Here is a 15,815-nt window from a genome sequence, read left to right as displayed (position 1 = left end):
TGCCGACCAGGTTCGAGCGGTGGATACGCTCGAAGCTCTGGGCGATGACCGCCTTGACGCCGAGAAGGTTCGTGCCCTTCGCGGCCCAGTCGCGCGAGGAGCCGTTGCCGTATTCGACGCCGGCGAAGATCACCAGCGGCACCTTCTCCGCCTGGTACTTCATCGCCGCGTCGTAGATCGGCAGCTCTTCCTTGCTGGGATAGTGGATCGTGTAGCCACCCTCGCGGCCGTTCGGGCCGAGCATGTGGTTGCGGATGCGGATATTGGCGAAAGTGCCCCGCATCATCACTTCATGGTTACCGCGGCGCGTACCGTACTGGTTGAAATCGGCCACCGCCACGCCGTGCTCGGTGAGATAGGAGCCGGCCGGAGACGCCGCCTTGATCGAACCGGCCGGGGAGATGTGGTCGGTTGTGATCTTGTCGCCGAACAGGCCGAGGATGCGCGCACCCTTGATGTCGCTGATCGCGGCCGGCTTCTTGCCCATGCCCTGGAAATAGGGCGGGTTCTGCACATAGGTCGATGCATCGTCCCAGGCATAGGTCTCGCTCTTGGGGGCGTCGACCGCCTGCCAGTGCGCGTCGCCCTTGAAGACGTCGGCGTACTTATCCTCGAACATCGCGCGGGTGACGTTCTCACGGATGAAGCTCTGAATCTCCTTGTTGGAGGGCCAGATATCCTTGAGATAGACGTCCTTGCCGTCCGAGCCCTGGCCGAGCGGCTGCGTGGTCAGGTCCATCTGGACGGAGCCCGCGAGCGCATAGGCGACGACCAGCGGCGGCGACGCGAGATAGTTCGCCTGCACGTCCGGCGAGACGCGGCCTTCGAAATTGCGGTTGCCGGAGATGACGGCGCCCGCGATCAGGCCCTTCTCGTTGATCGTCTTGGAGATCGGCGCCGGCAGCGGGCCGGAATTGCCGATGCAGGTGGTGCAGCCGAAACCGACCAGGTTGAAGCCGAGCGTGTCGAGATCGGCCTGCAGGCCGGACTTGGCGAGATACTCGGCGACGACCTGCGAGCCGGGGGCCAGCGAGGTCTTCACCCAGGGCTTGACCTTGAGGCCCTTGGCGACCGCGTTGCGGGCGAGCAGGCCCGCCGCCATCAGCACCGAGGGGTTCGAGGTGTTGGTGCAGGAGGTGATCGCGGCGATGACGACGTCACCATGGCCGAGATCGAAATCCTCGCCCTCGACCTGCACGCGGCGCGAAATCTCGGCGCCCTTCTTGTAGTCGGTGTCCATGGCGGCGGCGAAGCCGGCCTTGACGCCGGAGAGATCGACGCGGCCTTCCGGGCGCTTCGGGCCAGCCATCGAGGGCTTGACCGAGGAGAGATCGAGCTCGAGCGTGTCGGTAAAGACCGGATCGGGCGTCTCGCGGGTGGCGAAGAGGCCCTGCGCCTTGCTGTAGGTCTCGACCAGCGCGATGCGGTCCGCCTTGCGGCCAGTGGTGGTGAGGTAGTCCAGCGTCTCGGCATCGACCGGGAAGAAGCCGCAGGTCGCGCCGTATTCCGGGCCCATATTGGCGATGGTGGCGCGGTCGGCCAGCGTCAGGTTGTAGAGGCCAGGGCCGAAGAACTCGACGAACTTGCCGACGACGCCCTTCTTGCGCAGCATCTGCGTGACGGTGAGCACGAGGTCGGTCGCGGTGATGCCTTCCTTGAGCGAGCCGGTCAGCTTGAAGCCGATCACTTCCGGCAGCAGCATCGATTGCGGCTGGCCGAGCATCGCGGCCTCGGCCTCGATGCCGCCGACGCCCCAGCCGAGCACGGCGAGGCCGTTGACCATGGTGGTGTGCGAGTCGGTGCCGACGACCGTGTCGGGATAGGCGACCTCGACCTCGACGCCGTCGATGGTCTCCTTGCGGGTCCAGACGGTCTGGGCGAGGTATTCAAGGTTGACCTGGTGGCAGATGCCGGTGCCGGGCGGGACGACGCGGAAATTGTCGAAGGCGCCCTGGCCCCATTTCAGGAACTTGTAGCGCTCGGCATTGCGCTCGTATTCGAGCTCGACGTTCTGGGCGAGCGCCTTGGGCGTGCCGAACTCGTCGACAATGACCGAGTGGTCGATGACGAGATCGACGGGCACGAGCGGGTTGATCTTCTGCGGGTCGCCGCCGAGCGCCTTGACGCCGTCGCGCATCGCGGCGAGGTCGACGACGGCCGGGACGCCGGTGAAGTCCTGCATCAGCACGCGGGCCGGGCGGAAGCCGATCTCCTTGCCGGCCGTGCCCTTGTCGTCGAGCCAGGCGACGAAGGCCTCGATATCGGCCTTGGTGACGGAGCGGCCGTCCTCGAACTGCAAGAGGTTCTCGAGGAGCACCTTCATCGAGAAGGGCAGCTTCGAGATGCCGGGCAGGCCGTTCTTCTCGGCATCGGGGAGAGAGTAATAGGTGTAGGTCTTGCCGCCGGCAGTGAGTGTCTTGCGGGCTTTGAATGAATCGAGCGAGGCCATTCGGGCTTGATCCTGATCAAGGGGTTGCGGTCGCGATCGGCGCGCCCTTGCGGACTGTGCCGTTCGAAGGCCTAATGCGCATCACGCGCGCGCCGCCTCGGGAGTGCCCGAGCCCCGCGCCGGATCGGCGTGCGGCGTAGCCGCGGGTTCTATAGAGCAATTCCAAGAAGCGCGCTAGATGAACGAAATGAGCTCGAACGCATCTGCGGCAGCGCTGGCTTGAGACCCGCTTCCTTCCCCCCGACCAGTCTTCACGCCGAAGGCCTCGCGTGTCGCCGCGGCGGCCGGCTGATCTTCGAAGGCTTGAGCTTTGTGCTGCGCCCCGGCGAGGCGATCGCGCTGACCGGTCGCAACGGCGCCGGCAAATCGAGCCTGATCGCCATGCTATGCGGGCGACTCAGGCCGGATGGCGGCCGAATTCGGCTGGAAGGGAACGAGGACGAGGCCGAGCTCTCCGAGCTCTCGCATCTGGTCGGACATCGTGACGGGCTCAAGACGGCGCTGACGGCGCGTGAAAATCTCGCTTTCGCGCAGGATGTGCTGGGGTGCGCCGCAGCAAGCCCGGACGAGGCTCTGGCCGTCGTCGGGCTTGGCCATGCTGCGGAATTGCCGGCGGGCTACCTATCGGCAGGACAGAGGCGGCGGGTCGCCCTGGCGCGGCTGCTCGTGTCGCGCCGTCCCTATTGGCTGCTCGATGAACCGCTTTCGGCGCTCGACACGGCTTCGCAGGCTATGGTCGCCGGACTCATGCGCGATCACCTTGCCGGGGGCGGCGCGGTCCTGGCCGCGACCCATGGGCCGCTGGGGCTCGATGGTGCGCGCGAAGTCAGGATCGGGCCATGAAGCGCGCTTTTCTGGCAATCCTGAAGCGAGACCTTGCCGTTGCGGGCCGTGCCGGCGGCGGCGGTGAACTGGCGCTCGTCTTCTTCCTGACGCTCGTCGTCATCGTGCCCTTCGCACTCGGGCCCGACCTCAACCTGCTTTCGCGGATCGGACCGGCGATCCTCTGGCTCGGCGCGCTGCTGTCGGTGCTGATCGGGCTCGATCGGCTGTTCCAGGGCGACGAGGAGGACGGTTCACTCGATCTGATCCGCTCTTCCGCCTTGCCGATGGAGCTGGCTGTTCTGGCCAAGGCGCTGGCGCATTGGCTGACGACGGGTTTGCCGCTGGCGCTGGTCTCGCCGCTGCTGGGACTGTTGGTGGCGTTGCCGGGCGAAGGTGTGCTGCCGCTGGTCGCGACGCTTTTGGTCGGCACGCCGGCACTGAGCTTCATCGGGGCGGGCGTAGCCGCGCTGGCGGCGGGTCTCAGGCGCGGTGGGCTGATCGTCCCCGTGCTGGTCGCGCCGCTCACGGTGCCTGTTCTGATCTTCGGTGTTTCCGCCGCCAATGCGGCCGTGGGCGGCACCGTGCCCTTTCTGACGCCGTTCCTGATCCTGTGTGCGATCTCGCTGGGCGCGATCGTCGTCGGCACCGTGGCTGCGGCGGCAGCGCTGAGGTCAGCCGAGTAGGCGGCTCAGTCGCGTTGGGGCGCCAGCGCGACGAATTCGATGGGGTAGCCGCATTGCGCCGCGAACTTGGCGACGGACGCCGCGATATCCTCATGCGCAACGTTACGCTCGGCGAAGACGAGGCGGATTTCCTCCGCGGTGGCATTGACGTCGAGAACGGGCACCTCGTCGATCTTGCTGCGCACCTTCGTCTCGACGGCACGCTGCATATCTTTCGACAGCTTGATCAACATCGTCGATCCTCCTGACGCCGAAGCTAGTGCAAGCTGTCGCCTCAAGCAAGTTTCTTCTTATAAAAATAACATGAATTCAATAGCTTAGCAGGATAACAAAATGCAGGAAGCCTCTCCTTTGGCAGCATTGGAGCGGTCACTTGCATCACAGTCGCTGGCACTGTTATCGTCGCTTACTCATTTTGATGCGGTTGCACAAAAATGTCGGCGGACGAGCGGGGCGAACGCCTCCAGATCATGCTCAGTCAGGACGAACTGCGCGCCCTGGAGGACTGGCGTTTCGCCAAGCGCATGCCGAGCCGTGCAGCGGCCGTGCGCGAGTTGCTTCGGCGTGGGCTGACGGCTGAAGGCTTCGACCTGGCCGGCGAAGGCGTTCGTTCCAAGCAGTTCGGCATCGTCGACAAGGGCGGGGCAGATGCCTCCTCCGATGAGGAAGCCTAGCCGAAGCGCGATTGTCGCATCCCGCTGCCATGCATTGCTTGGAACCCGTCGAGATTGCTAAAGCATGCGCCATGGCGCTCCTGCTCCCGCAACTGACATCGTCGGCATCATGGCCAGCCTGATCGACCTCGCCAATCCGACGCGCTTCATGCGCTTTTCGGCGGCGCTGTTGCCGTGGCTTGCCGCCATCGCAACGCTGCTGCTCGCAGCGGGCCTGTATCTCGCCTGGTTCAAGGCGCCCGCCGACTACCAGCAGGGCGAGACCATCCGCATCATGTTCATCCATGTGCCGGCCGCCTGGCTCGCCATGATGTTCTATTCGATGATGGCGCTTTCGGCGCTCGGCACGCTGGTCTGGCGTCACCCCCTGGCCGATGTGGCGCAGAAGGCCGCGGCGCCGATCGGCGCCTGCTTCGCGCTGATCTGCCTGGTGACCGGCGCGCTCTGGGGCAAGCCGATGTGGGGCACTTATTGGGTCTGGGATGCGCGGCTGACATCCATGCTCGTGCTGCTGCTGATCTATCTCGGCATCATCGCGCTCTGGCGGGTACTCGATGATCCTTCGCGGGCGGCGCGGGCCGTCGCCATCCTGACGCTTGTCGGCTTCGTCAACGTGCCGATCATCAAGTTCTCGGTCGACTGGTGGAACACGCTGCACCAGCCGGCCTCGGTGCTGCGCATGGGCGGGCCGACGATCCACCCTGCGATGCTATGGCCGCTCCTGATCCTGGCTATCGGCTTCACTCTGATGGCATTGTCGCTGCACATGGTGGCGATGCGCGCCGAGATCATGCGCCGGCGGGTCAGGACGCTGACGATCCTCGAAGCGGAGCGGCTCGACAGGCTGGCGAGGCAAGGAGCACCGGCATGAGCGGCCTTTTCGATGCAATCGGGCCGCATGCCGGTTTCATCCTGGCATCCTACTGTGCCTCGGCAATCGTTCTCATCGGACTGACATTCGCGATCCTGCGCGATCACGCCGCACAGAAGCGGGCGCTTGATGCACTGGAGCGCCGCGGCGCCGGCCGCCGGTCGGGCCGGGGGGCGGCATGAGCCGGGTCGAAACTGCCGTCCGGCGGCGTTCGCCGCTGGTTTTCCTTGCGCCGCTGATCATTTTCGGCCTGCTTGCGATCGTCTTCGGCGTCGGGCTGTTCAGCGGCGACAAGAGCAAGGTTCCCTCCGCGCTGATCGGCCGCGTCGCTCCGGCCATCACGCTGGTTCCGCTGGAAGGGCTTCAGAAGGAGGGCAAGCCCGTGCCCGCCTTCGGCAATGCCGATCTCGCGAACGGGCAGGCGACGCTGGTCAATGTCTGGGCGAGCTGGTGTGCGCCCTGCCGGGTCGAGCACCCCGTGCTGATGGGGCTCGGCGAGACCGACGCGGTGAAGCAGGGCAAGGTCAAACTGGTCGGGATGAACTACAAGGACGAGGCCGAGAATGCCCGGCGCTTCCTCGGCGCGCTTGGCAATCCCTACTCGGCGGTCGGGGTCGACCGGGCCGGGCGCGGGGCGATCGAATGGGGTGTCTATGGCGTGCCGGAGACCTTCGTCATCGGGCCGGACGGACATATCCTCGACAAGCATGTCGGCCCGCTCGATCAGGCGGGAGCGAGCAGGCTGTTGCAGCGGGCGCTGAAGGCGCGCTGAGCTGCCGCCATGCCCGGGCTTGGCCCGGGCATCTCCCGGAGAATTGGTTTCTCGCCATTCGATTCTCGGGCTTGACCCGAGAATGACGCTCTTTCAGGCCGCGCGCTTCGAGCCGACGAGGCTCTGGAACAGGCCGCGCCCGTCGGTGCCCCCGACCAGCGAATCGATCAGGTTTTCCGGATGCGGCATCAGGCCGAGCACGTTGAGACCGGGCGAATAGATGCCGGCGATGTTGTTGAGTGAGCCGTTCGGGTTCGCCGCGGCCGTGACGTTGCCCTCGGCATCCGCATAGCGGAAGGCGACGAGGCCTTCGCCTTCGAGGCGGGCGAGCGTCTCGGCATCGGCGATGTAGTTGCCCTCGCCATGGGCGATGCAGACATCGATCACCTGGCCCTTGGCATAGGCGCTCGTATAGGGCGTGTCGTTGCGCTCGACCTTGAGGTGCTGGCGCTTGCAGACGAATTTCAGATGGGCGTTGCGCACGAGGATGCCGGGCAGGAGGCCAGCCTCGCAGGCGATCTGAAAGCCGTTGCAGATCCCCAGCACATAGCCGCCCCGGGCGGCATGCGCGCGGGCGGCGTCCATGACATGGGCGCGGCCGGCAATGGCGCCGGTGCGCAGATAGTCGCCATAGGAGAAGCCGCCCGGCAGCACCACGAGATCGGTCCCGGCCGGCAGCTCACTATCGGCATGCCAGATATGGGTGACCTCGGCGCCAGCCTGCTTCAACGCCTTGGCGACGTCGCCGTCACGGTTAGAGCCGGGGAAGGTGATGACGGCGGCTTTCATCGCTCAGGCTCCGATCTCGACGCGGTAGTTCTCGATCACGGTGTTGGCGAGGAGTTTTTCGCAGGCGGTCCTGAGGGCAGCCTCGGCGGCGGCCTTGTCCGAGCCCGAGAGCTCGATGTCGAAGACCTTGCCCTGGCGCACCGACTCCACGCCGGCGATGTCGAGCGACTTCAGCGCGCCTTCGATCGCCTTGCCCTGAGGATCGAGCACGCCGTTCTTCAGGGTGACGGTGACGCGGGCTTTCATGGGTTTCTCCGGACGCGGATTGTTACGGGGTGCCTTAACGGTGAATCAACCCGGGCTCAACCGTTTCCCATCGTTTCACGTGAATCAACGGCTGCGCCAGGCGGCCAGTGCATCGCGGCGGGCGGTCTCGGCAGTCTGGCTCACGGCGACCGCCAGGACGAGACTGTCGGCCTCGCGGCCATAAAGGATCGCGGTGACCGCCTCGCGGCCTGCTGTGTCGAGAGACCGGATCGTGACGAGCACGCCCTTGGCCTCGGTCGAATCGATGCGGGCGATGTCGGTCGCGCTGCGGGCTTCCGGTTTCGCATCCGGTTTCTTTTTCTGCTTGCGCTGGGCCTTGCGACGCTCGGCTGCCTTTGCTGCAGCCAGTCGGGCGAAAGCCTGCCCGAGACTGGCCGGGCTTTCCGACAGCGCGGTTTCCATATCGCGGGCCTGCTGGCCGGCGAGCGCGATGACGGCGGCGAAGCCCTGACGCGTGCAGCTTTCGCGCGGGCAGAACACCATCGAGCGGGCTTCCAGCCCGTCATTCAGTACCCAGGAGCCGATCGGCAGGGGCTGCCAGCCCTGCGAGGCCGGCAGATCGGCGATGCCCGGCCCGAAATGATACGAGCAGGCGCCGAGCAGGAGGCTGCCGGCCAGAAGCAGGGCCCGGACATGAAAACGGGAGCGCATGCGCTCCCGTCTTGTCGGCGATAATGGCGTCGCGATGGCGCTCACTGCACAAGGCGCGGGCCGGTCGGGCCGGGGTTCTCGTTCTCGCCGAGAATGCCGAGGCGGCGGGCGACTTCGGAGTAAGCCTCGATCAGACCGCCCATGTCGCGGCGGAAGCGGTCCTTGTCCATCTTGTCCTTCGACCTGATGTCCCAGAGCCGGCAGGAATCCGGGCTGATCTCGTCGGCGACGACGATGCGCATCATCTCGCCTTCCCAGAGCCGGCCCGTCTCCATCTTGAAGTCGACGAGCCGGATGCCGGCGCCCAGGAAGAGGCCCGAAAGGAAATCGTTGACGCGGATGGCGAGCGCCATGATGTCGTCGATCTCCTGCGGCGTCGCCCAGCCGAAGGCGGTGATATGCTCTTCCGAGACCATCGGGTCGCTGAGAGCATCGTTCTTGTAATAGAACTCGATGATCGAGCGCGGCAACTGCGTGCCTTCCTCGATGCCCAGCCGCGTCGCCAGCGAGCCGGCGGCGATATTGCGCACGACGATCTCGAGCGGGATGATCTCGACCTCACGGATGAGCTGCTCGCGCATGTTCAGCCGGCGGATGAAATGCGTGGGCACGCCGATATCGTTGAGATTCGAGAAGATGTGCTCGGAGATGCGGTTATTGAGCACGCCCTTGCCATCGATCACTTCATGCTTCTTGGCATTGAAGGCGGTCGCGTCATCCTTGAAATGCTGGATCAGCGTACCGGGCTCGGGTCCTTCATAGAGGACCTTCGCCTTGCCTTCGTAAATGCGACGGCGGCGATTCATGGGTATGTACCGTGGCTTGAGGAAATCCAAAGGTCGGCCCTTTTCTGGACGCGATGGGGTCGCGGCGGGAACTGGCCCCTGTTCTGTTCTCGTCCGGCGCCGTCGGCCAGCGGGGCTCGTGAGCTACGAATCCAGCGGCGGCAACGAAGCCGGTTGCATGCGGGAGCGCCGGAGGCGCCCTCGCGCCTGCTATATGGAGTGTCTGCGCCGCAAACGCAACAAATCGGCATTTCGAGGCCTTTGCAGGCTTAAAGACTGCTGAAGGGCGCGCGATGGAGGCTGGCCCTCGCCCTGCCGGCAGCCTATATGGTTGGAAGGAGCTCCCCACACGAGGATATGGACGCCGCATGACGACCTTCGACCAGCGCAAGGACGCCTACGAGAACAAGTTCGCCCATGACGAGGAGCTGCGCTTCAAGGCGACGGCCCGGCGCAACAAGCTGCTCGGGCTCTGGGCTGCCGAGAAGCTCGGCAAGAGCGGTGCCGATGCCGAGGCTTATGCCAAGTCGGTCGTCGTGGCCGATTTCGAGGAAGCCGGTGACGAGGATGTGGTGCGCAAGGTCAAGAACGACTTTGCGCTCGCCGGCGTGACCGTCGCCGATACCGAGATCCGCACCGTCATGACCGAGCTGCTGATCAAGGCGGCCGACGATATTCAGGCCGGACGCTGAGAGGGTCCCACCGGGTGCATCCCGGCTGGCGCAGGACGTCTCTGAAACGGGCGCATGGGCGCCCGTTTGCTTTTCCGGTCCGGCGCGAGGCAACCTGCGTCAGTTGCCGTGCTGTCCGAAGCGCGGCTCGAATCGGATGAGCACCATGGCCAAGTCCACTGTCCTGTCTTCCCTCGCCGATCGCTTCGCGAAGGGCGACAGCATCGTTTCAGCCTGGTGCGGCCTGCCCGATCCGTCCGTTTCGGCGACACTCGCGCAGGAGGATTTCGACGCGATCACGCTCGACATGCAGCACGGGCCGATCACGTTGGCTGAGGTCATCCGCGCGATCCCGCTGATCAATGCCGCGGGCAAGCCGGCCATCGCGCGCATTCCGGTCGGCGAATTCCAGAACGTCTCGAAGCTGTTCGACAGCGGCGTCTCAGGCGTCATCGCGCCGATGATCAACACGATGGAGGACGCGCGCCGTTTCGCGGCCTATGCCAAGTATCCGCCGATGGGCGAGCGAAGCTGGGGCAGCTATGGGGGCTTAAGCGCCTCCGGCCTCGACCAGAACGGCTATCTCAAGGCCGCCAACAGCTTCTCGATGACCTTTGCGATGATCGAAACGCGCGAGGCGATGGCAATCGTCGACGACATTCTGGCGCTGGACGGGATCGACGCGCTGTTCGTGGGGCCGTCCGATCTGTCGATCGCACTTTCCGGCGGGGCGAAGGTCGATGCCACCGCGCGCGAGGTCGATGAAGCGCTCAAGCACGTCGTCGCGCGGGCTTCGGCGGCCAATAAGCCGGTCGCGCTCTATGCCGCGACGGCCGAGCGCGCGAAGCAGGGCCTCGCCATGGGCGCGCGCATGGTCACGGTGATGAGCGATACGGGGATGCTGCGCGCTGCTGCGCAGGCGGCGCTGAAGATCACGCGAAGCTGATACCGGACCCCGCTCGGCTCCTGTTTCTCGCGGGGAATACGCTGCCACCCCAGGCCCGACACGGGTCTTCAAAAAAGCCGCGGATTCAGGCGTTGATGCCCTCTCGGCGCTTCAGGAGGGCGTAATCCGCCCAGAGCAGCCGGGCGGCGACGCCGCGCCAGGGCCGCCAGGCTTCCGCCATGGCCTGGAGTTCGGCCGGCTTCGGGCGGGCCGCCAGGCCAAAGGCGTGGCGGGCCGCTTCCTGGATGGCGAGGTCGCCGGCGGCGAAGCCGTCGCGATGGCCGAGGCAGAACAGCAGATAGACATCGGCCGTCCAGGGGCCGATACCCGAGATCGCGGTCATTTGCGCGTGGACCTCTTCGGGCGAGGCGTGTTCGAGTGCATCGAAGGCGAAGCGGCGCTCGACGAGGGCGTTGGCAAGTGCGAGCAAGGTGCGTTGCTTCGGCCGCGACAGGCCGGACAGGCGCATGTCGTCGTCGGTCGCCGCCAGGACACGCTCGGGCGTCAGCGGCACGAAGACGCCGGCGAAGCGGTTCCAGACGGCGCGTGCGCTGGCGACCGACAATTGCTGCGAGACGATGATCGCGGCGAGGCCGGGAAAGCCACCCTCGCGCAGCCTGAGCGGCGGCAGGCCGGTGCGGGCGACGATCGGCTGCCAGCCCGGATGGAGGGCGACCAGCGCGGCCATCCCTTCCTCGAGATCGGCATTGGATGTGATTCTCTGGATCATGGCCCGGTTATCGATGGCAGAGGCGACGGTTTCCGTCAGCAAGCAGGAAGCCGCTTGGCGCGGTCGCGCGCAATGCCTAGACAGGATCGATGCCGCCCGCTCCACCCGTTTTCCGTTTCGCGCCGAGCCCGAACGGGCGCCTCCATCTCGGCCATGCGCTATCGGCCCTGACCAACGAGGCCTTGGCGAGCCGTTTCGGCGGGCGCCTGCTGCTGCGGATCGAGGATATCGACCTGACGCGCTGCCGGCCGGAATTCATCGCAGGAATCGAGACGGATCTGGAGTGGCTCGGCATTCGGTTCGAGCCGGGTTTCCGCCAGCAGTCCAGGCATTTCGACGATTATGCGGAAGCTCTGATGAACCTGCGTCGGCGCGGGCTGATCTATCCCTGTTTCTGCTCGCGGCAGGAGATCCGCACCGCGGTCGCTGCATGCGAGGCCGAGACAGGGCGGGCCTGGCCGACCGATCCCGATGGCGCACCGCTCTATCCCGGCCTCTGCAAGAGGCTCGATCCCGACGAGGCGGCCCGGCGCATCGCGGCCGGCGAGCCGCATGTGCTACGGCTCGACATGGCAGCGGCGATCGCCGCCGCCGGGCGGTCATTGCGCTACGAGGTCTTCGGTGCGGAGGATATCGGACACGTCGTTCGGGTTGAGCCGGAACGCTGGGGCGATCTCGTGCTCGCCCGCAAGGACGTGCCGACGAGCTATCATCTCGCCGTTATCGTCGACGATGCGCGGCAGGGCGTGACCCATGTCGTGCGCGGCCGCGATCTGGAAGTGGCAACGGATGTCCATGTCCTGTTGCAGAACCTGCTCGAATTGCCGACGCCGCTGTACCATTTCCATCGTCTGCTGCTTGGCGATGACGGGCAGAAGCTCGCCAAGAGCCGGGCTTCGCGAAGCCTCGCGGCCTTCCGGGCGGACGGCATCACTCCAGCCGAGATCCGCCGGCAACTCGGTTTCGCCTGAGACGTTCAGCCGACGCCCAGGAAGGTCAGCCATGCGGCTGTGGTGAACAGGGAAAACAGGGTCGAGAGCGTGATCGCGCTCGATGCATCGGCCACGCCCTGCCGGTAGCGCTCGGCGAAGAGATAGGCGTTGATCCCGCAGGGACAGGCGGCGAACAGCACGGCTACGCCGGACCAGTGGACAGGCATCTCGAAGACCCGCGTCGCCAGCCAGTAGACCAGCAGAGGATGCAGGCCGAGCTTCAGCCCGCTCAGCACGGTGGGCAGGGCAAGTCCGGATTCGAGCCCGTAGCGCCGCATGGCGATCCCCAGGCTGATGAGCGCGCAGGGTACGGCGGCCCCCGCTAGCAGGTCGACCAGCGTCCAGACCGGCGTCGGAATGAAGTGGATGACCGGCCGTACCGCGGAGCCGAGGATGATGCCGATGATGATCGGATGGGTGAAGAGGCGCTTGATCAGGAGTGGGATCGAGGCCGAACGTCCCTCGGCCAGCAAGGTCGCAACCGTCATCGTGACCGGCAGGTGGATGGCGAGAAGCAGGCCGAGCGGGACGGCTCCGGCATCGCCATAAGCCTTGAGGATCATCGGGACGCCGACGAAGACTGTGTTCGACTGGGCGGCGGCAAAGCCGGAGACGACCAGTTCCGGCCCCTTTCGCGCAAAGAACCTGGAAGCGAGGACCATGGCCACGACCCAGACCACGGCGAGCCCGGCGAAATAGGCGATCCAGTAGCCCCAGGGCTGGGTCTCCGGAATGTCGGCCTTGGCGAGCGTGCGGAACAGCAGGCAGGGCACGGCGAGGACGAAGACGAAATCGGACAGGCCTTCGCCCGTGGTTTCGCGCAGGAGCCTGGTCCAGCGAGCGAGATAGCCGAGGCCGATCAGCCCGAAGACGGGCAGGACGACGAGGAGGGAAGCGACCATTGCTCCGGAACTCGCGCGAAAGAGGAATGCCGGTTTCCGCGGTGTCCGCTTGCGGGCAAGCTGTCAAGCACCCGGCGCGCGGCAAGTGCCGCAACGCCTTGCCGCCATGCGATCAGCGCAATTGAGCGAGCGTGCCGCCGGCTTTCTCGATCAGGCCGCGGATTTCGTCGCGCTGGCGTTTGAACTCGGCCAGCGTCGGGCCCTGCAGCTCGCGCCCGCGCGGCACGCGGATCTTCATGGGATTGACGAAGTTGCCGTTGACCTTGACCTCGTAATGCAGGTGGGGGCCGGTGGAGAGGCCGGTCGAGCCGAGATAGCCGATGACCTGGCCCTGCCGCACCTTGGCGCCCTTCACGATGCCGGCGGCGAAATTCGACTGGTGCGAATAAGTGGTGACGTAGCCGTTGGCATGCTCGATCACGGTGTGCTTGCCGTAGCCGGACGACCAGCCGGCTTCCAGAACGGTCCCGTTGCCGGCGGCGAGGATCGGCGTGCCGATCCGGTTCGACCAGTCGACGCCGGTATGCATCTTCGAATAGCGCATGATCGGGTGGTAGCGCATGCCGAAGCCGGAGCGCAGTTCGCCATCGGCGATCGGCTTGCGCAGCAGGAATTTCTTCAACGATTTGCCTTCGTCGTCAAAGTACTCGATCAGCCCGTCATCCGGGGCCTGGTAGCGAAAGACGCGGCGGGCTTCGCCATTGACCGTCAGGGTAGCGGACAGAATTTCGGCACGCTCGCTCTCGTCTTCTTCGGTGAAAATCACCTCCAGATTGTCGCCACCATGGACGCGCTGCTGGAAATCGAGATCGTAGGAGAAGATGCGGACGAGTTCGTCGACCAGCGGCCGCGGCAGATCGTGGCGTGCGCCGGTCTCGTAGAGACTCTCGTAGAGACGGGCGCCGCCGGAGCCCTCGTCATCGTCGTCCTCGGTATTGCGCCGCTGCGGCTTTTGCGGACCTGGAGCATCCGGGCGCGGCAGATCGACCGGCACGAAGGTGCCCTTGTCGCTCATCGCGATCGTGCCGTCGGGCTGACCGTTGCTGAGTAGTGAGACGCGCATGATCTGCCGGGGGTCGCCCGGACGGGGGCCGGGCGCATAGAGGACCTGCAGGATCTGGCCGTCTGGCAGTGCCGACGTCCGGACCTTGCCCCCGAAGGCGGCGATCATCGTGCGGACCTGCTCGGGGCTGACGCCGGCGCCGCGCATGACCTGCTCGAAATTCTCGCCGCGCTTGGCCATCAGCAGCTTGTCCTCGACGAGAGGCTCGCGCGAGGCCGGGATCGGCGTTTTCGGGGCGTTGGTGACGTTCTCGGGTACGACGCGGACTTCGAGACCGGAGAAGCGGGTGTCGGTCGCGGGCGCATAGGCGAGAATGTCGGTTCCGGGTGTCGCCGTGCCGGTCAACGTGCGGCTCAGCATCAATTGCGGCGGAATGGGCAGGGCGCGCTGGCGGCCGGAATTGGCCATGTTGGCGCGCTCCTCCTCAACCTGCGAGATCACCTCGGCATCGCTGAGTTGCGGCTTGCCGGAGGGCAGAGTCAGGTCGGCGAGATCGCGCTTGACGATAGTGACGTCGGCATCCGGCATGTCCTGGGCCGGCTCCGCATAGCGCTCCTCGGGCTGTCCGCCCTCGGCGAACAGGCGCAACGGATTGAAAGGCGGAATATTGGAGGCATAGACGCCCGTGGTCAGCGACAGATTGGAGGCAAGCCGCACGAAGGGCCGGACGCGGATGACCTCCCGGTTGCCGGTGCGCTGCGACATCGGCGCTCGCAGGGTATGGCGCGCCGACATGACCGGCTGGTCGGCGACGAGCTTGTCGCCCTTGCGCGCGCCGCCGCCGTCGCCAGTGGCCGAGGAGGCGCGGATTGCTACCGTCTCGGGCTGCTCGGGGTAGCTGGTGTCGCCCCGCATCGCCACCAGGATTGCCGCGCCGAGCAGGGCTGCGCCGCAGGAACCAACCAGCGCGCAGGCGAAGAGCCAGCGCAGCGAAACGCCGCGGCGGTCCAGCGGCTGCTGGCGGGAGTCGCCGGGCTGGATTGGCGGCTCGATTCCGAGATCGACCAGAAGAGCCGCCGCCTCGGGGGCGAGCGGCTCGGCCGGCTGTGCGAACTCGGGATGGGCGTTCATGTCGTGGCGGTTACTTCTTGCGTGCTGTCACGAAATCTCGACGGCGCCTCTCGCCGTGGCGAAAGGCGCCTTGAACGCATCCTGACGAAAGCGCGTCAGGACCATGCCCGTGCCGGAAGCCGGAATCAATCCGTTCAGCCATGGACGATCTCCTGTGCTGGGAGAATGCGGCTGTTTTGGGAAAGGGCGGGGCCGCGCCTGCCGGCACCATACGCGAGCGCGCGTGTGCCATATATGGGTCCGGATAAGGGTCCGGTCGTTCCGGTCCGTTGTCGTTCGAAAGCCGGGTCGAAAGGCCAAAGACCCGGAGCGCGGTGCCTCCGACGATCTTCGCCGACAAAAAATTTTGCACTGCGGCAGCTTCAGCCCGGCAAACGGGGGCGGGAGCTATATCGGACGGGAAGTCATTCCCGCCGAAAGCTCCCAAAAACGGGCCTTTAGACGGGGTTTTGAGGGGACTGGGAAAAAGAAATGCGATCCGTCAAAAAAACTTCATCGAGCGTGTTGACTTCCAATCCGGGCCTGGCCTATAAACCGGCCATCGAGACGGCGCCGCCGCTGAGCGGCGCCTCTTCTGCGCTTCCTAAGGACGCTGGGGCTGAGGCCGGTTCGCCGGACGGTTTCCTGTCTGAATTTGGTGAAGCGACGCTGTTTGAAAATTGAAGACAGAAAGA

Annotated in this window: 19 protein-coding genes; 10 read left to right on the top strand and 9 right to left on the bottom strand. The window is 65.7% G+C overall.

Annotated elements, in window-relative coordinates; genetic code table 11:
* On the bottom strand, positions 1-2,449 hold a 2,449-nt coding region (acnA, locus tag J0I42_RS23585; protein ID WP_291658578.1), incomplete at its 3' end, for an aconitate hydratase AcnA.
* Between the two features lie 219 nt (positions 2,450-2,668).
* Between acnA and ccmA the strand changes: the two genes are divergently transcribed.
* Positions 2,669-3,292, top strand: coding sequence for a heme ABC exporter ATP-binding protein CcmA (gene ccmA / locus J0I42_RS23580; RefSeq protein WP_291658577.1), 624 nt, complete (start codon positions 2,669-2,671; stop codon positions 3,290-3,292).
* Positions 3,289-3,957 (top strand): heme exporter protein CcmB, encoded by a 669-nt coding sequence (gene ccmB, locus J0I42_RS23575; protein WP_291658575.1) that lies wholly within the window; start codon positions 3,289-3,291, stop codon positions 3,955-3,957. Before ccmA ends, ccmB begins: the two co-directional genes overlap by 4 nt.
* Before the next feature lie 5 nt (positions 3,958-3,962).
* Here the strand turns inward: ccmB and J0I42_RS23570 are convergent, their stop codons facing one another.
* Positions 3,963-4,190: a hypothetical protein gene (locus J0I42_RS23570; RefSeq protein ID WP_291658574.1), complete on the bottom strand. Its 228-nt coding sequence runs from the start codon at positions 4,188-4,190 to the stop codon at positions 3,963-3,965.
* Between the two features lie 201 nt (positions 4,191-4,391).
* Between J0I42_RS23570 and J0I42_RS23565 the strand changes: the two genes are divergently transcribed.
* The 4 genes from J0I42_RS23565 (at position 4,392) to J0I42_RS23550 (ending at position 6,274) form a co-directional block, all read left to right on the top strand.
* The gene (locus tag J0I42_RS23565) at positions 4,392-4,631 is read left to right on the top strand and encodes a hypothetical protein (RefSeq protein WP_291658572.1); all 240 of its coding nucleotides are present in this window, start codon (positions 4,392-4,394) and stop codon (positions 4,629-4,631) included.
* A gap of 109 nt (positions 4,632-4,740) precedes the next feature.
* Positions 4,741-5,502 carry a heme ABC transporter permease gene (locus tag J0I42_RS23560; protein ID WP_291658580.1) on the top strand — a complete coding sequence of 254 codons (762 nt, stop codon included), beginning with the start codon at positions 4,741-4,743 and terminating at the stop codon, positions 5,500-5,502.
* Positions 5,499-5,684 carry a heme exporter protein CcmD gene (ccmD, locus tag J0I42_RS23555; RefSeq protein WP_291658571.1) on the top strand — a complete coding sequence of 62 codons (186 nt, stop codon included), beginning with the start codon at positions 5,499-5,501 and terminating at the stop codon, positions 5,682-5,684. Before J0I42_RS23560 ends, ccmD begins: the two co-directional genes overlap by 4 nt.
* Positions 5,681-6,274, top strand: a complete 594-nt coding sequence (locus J0I42_RS23550; protein WP_291658570.1) for a DsbE family thiol:disulfide interchange protein — start codon at positions 5,681-5,683, stop codon at positions 6,272-6,274. Before ccmD ends, J0I42_RS23550 begins: the two co-directional genes overlap by 4 nt.
* A 93-nt stretch (positions 6,275-6,367) precedes the next feature.
* Here J0I42_RS23550 and purQ read toward each other — a convergent pair whose 3' ends face one another.
* From purQ to purC, 4 genes are all read right to left on the bottom strand, one after another.
* Positions 6,368-7,063, bottom strand: a complete 696-nt coding sequence (gene purQ / locus J0I42_RS23545) for a phosphoribosylformylglycinamidine synthase subunit PurQ (RefSeq protein WP_291658569.1) — start codon at positions 7,061-7,063, stop codon at positions 6,368-6,370.
* A 3-nt stretch (positions 7,064-7,066) separates the two neighbouring features.
* Complete coding sequence (purS, locus tag J0I42_RS23540; RefSeq protein ID WP_291658567.1) at positions 7,067-7,309, bottom strand: phosphoribosylformylglycinamidine synthase subunit PurS; 243 nt, start codon at positions 7,307-7,309, stop codon at positions 7,067-7,069.
* A gap of 84 nt (positions 7,310-7,393) precedes the next feature.
* Positions 7,394-7,981, bottom strand: coding sequence for a hypothetical protein (locus J0I42_RS23535; protein WP_291658565.1), 588 nt, complete (start codon positions 7,979-7,981; stop codon positions 7,394-7,396).
* Positions 7,982-8,022: 41 nt separating this feature from the next.
* Positions 8,023-8,817 carry a phosphoribosylaminoimidazolesuccinocarboxamide synthase gene (gene purC / locus J0I42_RS23530; RefSeq protein WP_291658564.1) on the bottom strand — a complete coding sequence of 265 codons (795 nt, stop codon included), beginning with the start codon at positions 8,815-8,817 and terminating at the stop codon, positions 8,023-8,025.
* Between the two features lie 317 nt (positions 8,818-9,134).
* On the opposite strand from purC, the gene J0I42_RS23525 reads away from it, so the two are divergent.
* Both J0I42_RS23525 and J0I42_RS23520 read left to right on the top strand, forming a co-directional pair.
* Complete coding sequence (locus J0I42_RS23525; RefSeq protein ID WP_257735083.1) at positions 9,135-9,458, top strand: DUF1476 domain-containing protein; 324 nt, start codon at positions 9,135-9,137, stop codon at positions 9,456-9,458.
* 145 nt (positions 9,459-9,603) lie between these two features.
* A complete protein-coding gene (locus tag J0I42_RS23520) occupies positions 9,604-10,383 on the top strand; it encodes an HpcH/HpaI aldolase family protein (RefSeq protein WP_291658563.1) in 780 nt (259 codons plus the stop codon).
* Between the two features lie 85 nt (positions 10,384-10,468).
* Here J0I42_RS23520 and J0I42_RS23515 read toward each other — a convergent pair whose 3' ends face one another.
* Positions 10,469-11,113, bottom strand: a complete 645-nt coding sequence (locus J0I42_RS23515; RefSeq protein WP_291658561.1) for a DNA-3-methyladenine glycosylase family protein — start codon at positions 11,111-11,113, stop codon at positions 10,469-10,471.
* 89 nt (positions 11,114-11,202) lie between these two features.
* Between J0I42_RS23515 and gluQRS the strand changes: the two genes are divergently transcribed.
* Positions 11,203-12,084, top strand: coding sequence for a tRNA glutamyl-Q(34) synthetase GluQRS (gene gluQRS / locus J0I42_RS23510; RefSeq protein WP_291658560.1), 882 nt, complete (start codon positions 11,203-11,205; stop codon positions 12,082-12,084).
* A 5-nt stretch (positions 12,085-12,089) separates the two neighbouring features.
* Here the strand turns inward: gluQRS and J0I42_RS23505 are convergent, their stop codons facing one another.
* Both J0I42_RS23505 and J0I42_RS23500 read right to left on the bottom strand, forming a co-directional pair.
* Positions 12,090-13,007 (bottom strand): AEC family transporter, encoded by a 918-nt coding sequence (locus tag J0I42_RS23505; protein WP_291658558.1) that lies wholly within the window; start codon positions 13,005-13,007, stop codon positions 12,090-12,092.
* A 112-nt stretch (positions 13,008-13,119) separates the two neighbouring features.
* Positions 13,120-15,141, bottom strand: a complete 2,022-nt coding sequence (locus J0I42_RS23500) for a M23 family metallopeptidase (RefSeq protein ID WP_291658557.1) — start codon at positions 15,139-15,141, stop codon at positions 13,120-13,122.
* Between the two features lie 471 nt (positions 15,142-15,612).
* Between J0I42_RS23500 and J0I42_RS23495 the strand changes: the two genes are divergently transcribed.
* Positions 15,613-15,804: a hypothetical protein gene (locus J0I42_RS23495; protein WP_291658556.1), complete on the top strand. Its 192-nt coding sequence runs from the start codon at positions 15,613-15,615 to the stop codon at positions 15,802-15,804.
* Positions 15,805-15,815 lie beyond the last annotated feature (11 nt).

Origin of the sequence: Allobosea sp. (assembly GCF_017308015.1) — a bacterium.
In the GTDB taxonomy this organism is placed as follows: Bacteria; Pseudomonadota; Alphaproteobacteria; order Rhizobiales; family Beijerinckiaceae; genus Allobosea.
The sequence above is the reverse complement of the archived record's forward strand: the minus strand, read 5'-3'. Positions and strand labels throughout refer to the sequence as shown.

Coding starts and splice junctions, on each gene's coding strand:
- ccmB (WP_291658575.1), top strand. CDS start 3,289: ATGAAGCGCGCTTTTCTGGCAATCCTGAAGCGAGACCTTGCCGTTGCG.
- J0I42_RS23570 (WP_291658574.1), bottom strand. CDS start 4,190: ATGTTGATCAAGCTGTCGAAAGATATGCAGCGTGCCGTCGAGACGAAG.
- J0I42_RS23565 (WP_291658572.1), top strand. CDS start 4,392: ATGTCGGCGGACGAGCGGGGCGAACGCCTCCAGATCATGCTCAGTCAG.
- J0I42_RS23560 (WP_291658580.1), top strand. CDS start 4,741: ATGGCCAGCCTGATCGACCTCGCCAATCCGACGCGCTTCATGCGCTTT.
- ccmD (WP_291658571.1), top strand. CDS start 5,499: ATGAGCGGCCTTTTCGATGCAATCGGGCCGCATGCCGGTTTCATCCTG.
- J0I42_RS23550 (WP_291658570.1), top strand. CDS start 5,681: ATGAGCCGGGTCGAAACTGCCGTCCGGCGGCGTTCGCCGCTGGTTTTC.
- purQ (WP_291658569.1), bottom strand. CDS start 7,063: ATGAAAGCCGCCGTCATCACCTTCCCCGGCTCTAACCGTGACGGCGAC.
- purS (WP_291658567.1), bottom strand. CDS start 7,309: ATGAAAGCCCGCGTCACCGTCACCCTGAAGAACGGCGTGCTCGATCCT.
- J0I42_RS23535 (WP_291658565.1), bottom strand. CDS start 7,981: ATGCGCTCCCGTTTTCATGTCCGGGCCCTGCTTCTGGCCGGCAGCCTC.
- J0I42_RS23525 (WP_257735083.1), top strand. CDS start 9,135: ATGACGACCTTCGACCAGCGCAAGGACGCCTACGAGAACAAGTTCGCC.
- J0I42_RS23520 (WP_291658563.1), top strand. CDS start 9,604: ATGGCCAAGTCCACTGTCCTGTCTTCCCTCGCCGATCGCTTCGCGAAG.
- J0I42_RS23515 (WP_291658561.1), bottom strand. CDS start 11,113: ATGATCCAGAGAATCACATCCAATGCCGATCTCGAGGAAGGGATGGCC.
- gluQRS (WP_291658560.1), top strand. CDS start 11,203: ATGCCGCCCGCTCCACCCGTTTTCCGTTTCGCGCCGAGCCCGAACGGG.
- J0I42_RS23505 (WP_291658558.1), bottom strand. CDS start 13,007: ATGGTCGCTTCCCTCCTCGTCGTCCTGCCCGTCTTCGGGCTGATCGGC.
- J0I42_RS23500 (WP_291658557.1), bottom strand. CDS start 15,141: ATGAACGCCCATCCCGAGTTCGCACAGCCGGCCGAGCCGCTCGCCCCC.
- J0I42_RS23495 (WP_291658556.1), top strand. CDS start 15,613: ATGCGATCCGTCAAAAAAACTTCATCGAGCGTGTTGACTTCCAATCCG.